Raw genomic sequence first — 3,949 nt, 5'->3', positions numbered from 1 at the left:
AACCTGGACGACGCGACCATCGCCAAGTTCCAGCGCGAACTGTCCGCCATGGGCTACAAGCACCAGTTCATCACCCTGGCCGGCATTCACAATATGTGGCACAGCATGTTCAACCTGGCGCACGACTACGCCCGTAACGACATGACTGCCTACGTGAAGCTGCAAGAGCAGGAATTCGCTGACGCCGCCAAGGGCTACACCTTCGTGGCTCACCAGCAGGAAGTGGGCACCGGCTACTTCGACGACATGACCACCGTTATCCAGGGTGGCTCGTCTTCGGTAACCGCACTGACCGGTTCGACTGAAGAAGAACAGTTCCACTGATCTGCTTCAACTGAGTCAACGGCCGCTGCGGACCGACTGAAAAGCTAACCGCAGCGCTGCACATCTGACGCCCCGACTGGTTCGGGGCGTTTTTTTTTGCGAGTGCTTTAAATAGCACCACAAAACCCTGTAGGAGCGAGCATGCTCGCGAAAAACGTTAACGATGACGCAAACTGTCTGAATGAATGCGTTGTCTGGGCGCCTTTCGCGAGCAAGCTCGCTCCTACAAGAGACGGTGGCAAGCCCGGCAAATTCGTCACCCAATAATCAGGTGATGAAATTAACCAATCGGTTTGGCACCACAATCATCCTGCCCGCGTCTTCCACATAACGACGCAATGCTGGATCAGCTAATGCCTGAACCCGAATGGCTTCGTGATCGGCATCAGGCTCGATCATGATTTCCCCACGCAATTTGCCATTGACCTGCACCATCATTTTCACTTCATCCTGTTTCAGCGCTTCAGGATCGGGCAATGGCCAGGCACTGTCGTAGATATCCCCCGCAAACCCCAACTCCACCCACAGAACCTGGGATATGTGTGGAGTCACCGGATGCAGAACCTGCAACAGAATACTCATACCTTCACGAATGATTTCTGGCCCTACAGCCCTGGCACCTTCCAGCACCCTGAGCAACTTCATGCCACCCGACACGACGGTGTTGTATTGCAGCCGCTCATAATCGTTATTGATCTGCTGTAACAGGCTATGCATTTCATAGCGAAGGCGTTTCGACTCACTAATGTCACTCGCCTGATCCCAAGTCTTTTCATGGGCTTGATAATCATGGGCAAAGCTCCAGAGCCTGCGCAGGAACCGGTAGGCGCCCTCAACGCCACTGTCGCTCCATACGGTGCTCTGGTCGGGAGGGCCTGCAAAAATAGTGAACAACCGCGCAGTATCTGCGCCAAACCTGTCGATGATCTCTTTCGGCTCAACGACGTTGTTCTTCGACTTGGACATCTTCTCCACGCCACCCAGGGTGACAGGCAAGCCGTCTGCCAATAACGTAGCCCGGATTGGCCGACTTTTTTCGTCGTACTCGACGGCCACCTGCGCGGGATAGAACCATTGCCGGCTTCCATCCTCGGCTTTCCGGAAATAGCTTTCGCGCAACAGCATGCCTTGGGTAAACAGGTTCTTGAAGGGCTCACTGAAGTCCACCAGCCCTTCGTCCCGCATTGCCCGGGCCCAGAACCTGGCGTAGAGCAGATGCAGGACCGCATGCTCGATACCTCCGATGTATTGATCAATTGACATCCAGTAACGACTGCCAGGACCTACCATCGATGTATCACTGTCAGGGTCGCAATAACGCATGAAATACCAACTCGAATCGACGAAGGTATCCATGGTGTCGGTTTCACGCAGCGCCGCAGCTCCGCAGCGCGGACAATCCACATGACGAAACGCCTCATGGGCCAGCAATGGGTTGCCGCTACCATCCGGAACACAATCAACAGGCAGGACTACCGGCAAGTCAGCGTAAGGCACGGGCACGTCGCCGCACTGCTGACAATGGATGATGGGGATAGGTGTTCCCCAGTACCGCTGTCGTGAGATACCCCAGTCACGCAAGTGCCACGTAGTAGCCTCTTCGCCCACTTGACGCTCAACAAGCGCCTCGACAATAGCCTGAGTAGCCTGTGCAACGCTGAGCCCGTCGTACTCAGCGGAGTTGATCAAAAAACCCTCTCGGCAGGCGTAATCGTCGGACCATGATTGCGAGTCGAAAAGCAGGTCGCTTGAGGCAATGACCTGCCGAACGCTCAAGCCATATTGCTGGGAAAACTCGAAGTCGCGCTCATCGTGGGCAGGCACCCCCATCAACGCCCCTTCCCCATATTCGCTGAGTACATAGCTGGTGATCCACAACGGGACACGCTCACCGCTCAATGGATTTTCCACTTGAAAGCCGCTTGGGACGCCGATCCTGCGCTGACTGTCGGTGGACCCGACAACCGCAGCCTGCCGACAGGCTTGCAACTGCAACTCAAGACCCGGGTCGAGTTCCAGTGAACGCTTGGCCAGTGGGTGGTCCGGAGATACGGCGCAGAAGGTTACCCCCATAAGCGTATCGACACGTGTGGTAAACACCCAAAGCTTGCCGGCGTCGATGAGTTGCCCTGCAGCATCCAGAATCTGATGGGCAAACGCGAGACGAACACCTGCGGTCTTGCCAATCCAGTTGCGCTGCATGGTACGAACCCTGTCAGGCCAACCATCCAGGGAGTCGATTGCCGAGAACAATTCCTCAGCATATTGAGTGATGCGCAGATAATACCCGGGGATTTCCCGCTTCTCGACGACCGCTCCCGAGCGCCAACCTCGACCGTCGATCACCTGCTCGTTGGCTAGCACGGTTTGATCAACAGGATCCCAGTTGACTATCTGGGTCTTCTTGTAGGCCACACCTTTTTCCAGCAGCTTGAGGAAAAACCACTGATTCCACTTGTAATAATCAGGCTCGCAGGTGGCGATCTCGCGGGACCAGTCGATGGCAAGCCCCAAAGGCTGCATTTGCGATTTCATGTCCGCAATGTTCGCCCGTGTCCACTGTGCTGGCGAAACACCCGATTTCATCGCCGCATTCTCTGCCGGCAAGCCAAAGGCATCCCAACCCATCGGCATCAGGACATTCAAGCCCTTCATGCGCAAATGACGAGCCAGCATGTCGTTGATCGTATAGTTGCGTACGTGCCCCATATGCAACTTTCCCGAAGGATAGGGAAGCATGGAGCAGGCATAAAATTTGGGTCGACTTTCATCGTCGACCGCCTTGAATACGTTTTCGTTATGCCATTGGGTTTGTGCCGTATTTTCAACCCAGGCCGGGTCATACTGCGGTCGCATAGCGGCTCCCTCAATAATGCTGGAGCTCAGCTCTTGCGACCTGCCCCCCCTGTAGATGTCGATCAGCAAACGATCTAACCACCGACTCTACCGCGCCACCGCACACCATCAGCTGTACAAATTCGATATTCATAGCATTTCAGAAATGCCCTACGCCTGCCGGTTAAAGACCTGTAAGAGCCTCCTACAGGGGTGACCGGTTTGTAACGAGGATAAAAAGGTAACTTTCCGATTCACCGCACATTTAAGATGTTTGAAATTCACGCCAAACAATACTGATTATCATTTAGATAGAACTACGTTTTTTACATTCCCCACAAAACATAATTAATGAAATGCCTGCTAATGCCCACGGGCCAAGGCCCACAGGGCTTTGAAGCCTCGTAATGTCCTTATTCCTATAAATAATTTCGCTATAGGAATTTTACTTGCAGGGTGTTTAGCCATAAAATCAGCGGGATTGATTGCTGCGACATATCGTCACTGCTTTTGTTTCTTTTCAAGCTCAGAGACCTTTGCTCTCTGTTAAGGATTACCAGCATGCCCGAAGCGACAGGACTCATGGCCCACAACTGGGGCTTTGCCATTTTCCTTCTAGGCGTCGTCGGCCTCTGTGCCTTCATGCTGGGTGTTTCCAGCCTCCTCGGGTCAAAAGCCTGGGGCCGCAGCAAAAACGAACCGTTCGAGTCCGGCATGCTACCTACAGGTGGCGCCCGCTTGCGGCTCTCAGCCAAATTCTATCTGGTCGCGATGCTGTTCGTGATCTTCG

General features: G+C 54.1%; 2 protein-coding genes and 1 pseudogene. 2 read left to right on the top strand and 1 reads right to left on the bottom strand.

Features of this window, described 5'->3' with window-relative positions; all coding sequences use genetic code 11:
• A pseudogene (locus ACRESJ_RS28515) lies at window positions 1-324 on the top strand (isocitrate lyase); the annotation flags it as partial.
• Between the two features lie 267 nt (window positions 325-591).
• Here ACRESJ_RS28515 and leuS read toward each other — a convergent pair.
• A complete protein-coding gene (gene leuS / locus ACRESJ_RS28510; protein ID WP_431760857.1) occupies window positions 592-3,180 on the bottom strand; it encodes a leucine--tRNA ligase in 2,589 nt (862 codons plus the stop codon).
• A 540-nt stretch (window positions 3,181-3,720) separates the two neighbouring features.
• On the opposite strand from leuS, the gene ndhC reads away from it, so the two are divergent.
• Window positions 3,721-3,949: NADH-quinone oxidoreductase subunit A (gene ndhC, locus ACRESJ_RS28505; protein WP_431760856.1), on the top strand; the 229-nt coding region annotated here is incomplete at its 3' end.

This window comes from Pseudomonas sp. (assembly GCF_050739655.1).
Classification (GTDB): Bacteria; Pseudomonadota; Gammaproteobacteria; order Pseudomonadales; family Pseudomonadaceae; genus Aquipseudomonas.
The sequence above is the reverse complement of the archived record's forward strand: the minus strand, read 5'-3'. Positions and strand labels throughout refer to the sequence as shown.